Raw genomic sequence first — 1,535 nt, forward strand, 5'->3', positions numbered from 1 at the left:
GAAAGCCGCCGCGCATCACGTACCGCAACACCCATACACGGACAACGATCACGGCACCTTTGGGTTACTGGTCAATACGTGAACCCGGAGTGGAAGGCCAAGGCGGACGCCGAGCCGGGCGGCAGCCGGGTCTCGAACAACCCCACCGCCGTCTGGCTGGACCGGATCGCCGCGATCAACGGCACGCCGAACAGCAGCTCCAACGGCGCCTTCGGGGTGCGCGACCACCTGGACGAGGCGCTGCGCCAGGGTGCCGGTTACATCCAGTTCGTGATCTACAACCTGCCCGGCCGCGACTGCTCGGCGCTCGCCTCCAACGGTGAGCTGGGCCCGGACGAGCTGCCCCGGTACAAGTCCGAGTACATCGACCCGATCGCCGCGATCCAGAGCGACTCGAAGTACCGGAACATCCGGATCATCAACGTCGTCGAGATCGACTCGCTGCCGAACCTGGTGACCAACACGTCCGGTCAGGCCGGCGGCACGGTCATGTGTGACACGGTCAAGGCCAACGGCGCGTACGTCAACGGTGTCGGCTACGCCCTCGCCAAGCTGGGCGCGATCGGCAACGTCTACAACTACATCGACGCCGGGCACCACGGCTGGCTCGGTTGGGACAGCAACTTCGGCCCGACCGCCGACATCCTGAAGACCGCCGCGGTCGCCTCCGGCAGCACGGTCAACAACGTGCACGGCTTCATCACCAACACCGCGAACTACTCGGCGCTCGTGGAGCCGTACTTCAAGGTCACGGACAACGTCAACGGCCAGACGGTGCGGCAGTCCAAGTGGGTCGACTGGAACTACTACGTCGACGAGCTGTCCTTCGCCCAGGCGTTCCGTACCAAGCTGATCTCGGTCGGCTTCAACTCCAACATCGGCATGTTGATCGACACGTCCCGCAACGGCTGGGGCGGTGCCAACCGGCCCACCGGCCCGGGCGCGACGACCAGCGTCGACACGTACGTCAACGGTGGCCGGATCGACCGCCGGGCCCACGCCGGCAACTGGTGCAACCAGGCTGGTGCCGGTCTCGGTGAGCGGCCCCGGGCGAACCCGGCGACGGGTATCGACGCCTACGTCTGGGTGAAGCCCCCGGGTGAGTCGGACGGCTCCAGCTCGGAGATCCCGAACAACGAGGGCAAGGGCTTCGACCGGATGTGCGACCCGACGTACGGCGGCAACGCCCGCAACGGCAACAACCCGACCGGGGCGCTGCCGAACGCGCCGATCTCCGGCGCGTGGTTCTCGGCCCAGTTCCGGGAGCTGATGCAGAACGCCTACCCGGCGCTCTGACCGGGTAGCTCCGCACCCACCCGCCCCCGGCAGTAGGTGAGGCACTGCCGGAGGCAGGTTCCCCGGGGTCCCCGGTCCGACCAGCACGGTCGGACCCGGGGCCCCCCCGGGGTTTGGGGGCCGTGCCCCCGCCCGGCCCCACCCGGCCGCCGGGCCGCCCCCGCCCCACCCCCCCGGGCCGGCCCGCCACGAACCCGCCGGTACGCCGGCCGGGTGTGGTGTGGGGAAGCATCCACACC

1 protein-coding gene is annotated in these 1,535 nt (G+C 69.2%); it reads left to right on the forward strand.

Annotated elements, in window-relative coordinates:
• Nucleotides 1-1,296 (forward strand): glycoside hydrolase family 6 protein (locus ACLQ24_RS24570; RefSeq protein ID WP_425894070.1); only part of this gene is annotated, 1,296 nt, incomplete at its 5' end.
• Nucleotides 1,297-1,535 lie beyond the last annotated feature (239 nt).

Source organism: Micromonospora sp. DT4, assembly GCF_049841675.1.
Taxonomy (GTDB): Bacteria; Actinomycetota; Actinomycetes; order Mycobacteriales; family Micromonosporaceae; genus Micromonospora.